Genomic DNA, 912 nt, shown 5'->3' on the forward strand with positions numbered 1-912 from the left:
GTCGGCAGGTGCAAGGTGTCTAAGAGACAGCCCCTGCGTACCCTGCCCGCCATGAAGGTCCTGATCAGCGCGGACATGGAGGGCGCCACCGGCGTCACCTGCCCCGCCGACTGCCTGCCCGGCACCCCGCAGTGGGAGCGCTGCCGCGCCCTGCTCACCTCGGACGTCAACGCCGCCGTCGAGGGCCTCTTCGCCGGTGGTGCCGACGAGGTGCTGGTCAACGAGGCCCACATGACCATGCGCAACCTGTTGCCCGAACAGCTCGACGAGCGGGCCGAGGTGTTGATCGGCCGGCACAAGCCCCTCGGCATGGTCGAGGGGGTACAGCACGGCGACGCCGACGGCATCGTCTTCCTCGGCTACCACACCGGTGCCGGTGACGAGGGCGTCCTCGCCCACACCTATCTCGGGAACTCCCTGACCGGGGTCTTCGTCGACGGCGTCCGCGCGAGCGAGGGACGGCTCAACTCCCTGGTCGTGGCCGAGTGGGGCACCCCGGTGATCCTGGTCACCGGGGACGACCTCACCTGCGCGGAAGCCGCTTCCTGGGCACCGGCCGCCCGCACCGTCGCGGTCAAGGACCACGTCTCCCGGTACGCCGCCGTCTGTCGGCCCCCGGCCCGCACCGCCGCCGACATCCGGGCCGCCGCCGAGGCCGCGGCGGCCCTCGCGGTGCGGCATGAGCCCGCCGCGCCGAGGTCGCGGACCATCGAGGTGGAGTTCGACGCGGAACACCTCGCGGGGGCCGCGACCCTCGTCCCCGGCGTCGAACGGATCGATTCGCGCCGAGTGGCCTTCACCGTTTCGGACATGTATCGGGGTATCCGTTGTTTCAAGGCGGTCACCACGGTCGTGGCCGCCGCTGTCGAGGAGTGGTATGGCTGAGCACGTCTCCCCCCGACCCCCGGTGAC

General features: G+C 71.5%; 1 protein-coding gene. It reads left to right on the forward strand.

All coding sequences use genetic code 11. The annotated features are described in order from the left end of the window. Positions 1-51 precede the first annotated feature (51 nt). Complete coding sequence (locus FOE67_RS27085; RefSeq protein WP_182667452.1) at positions 52-885, forward strand: M55 family metallopeptidase; 834 nt, start codon at positions 52-54, stop codon at positions 883-885. Positions 886-912 lie beyond the last annotated feature (27 nt).

Source organism: Streptomyces calidiresistens, assembly GCF_014141525.1.
In the GTDB taxonomy this organism is placed as follows: Bacteria; Actinomycetota; Actinomycetes; order Streptomycetales; family Streptomycetaceae; genus Streptomyces; species Streptomyces calidiresistens.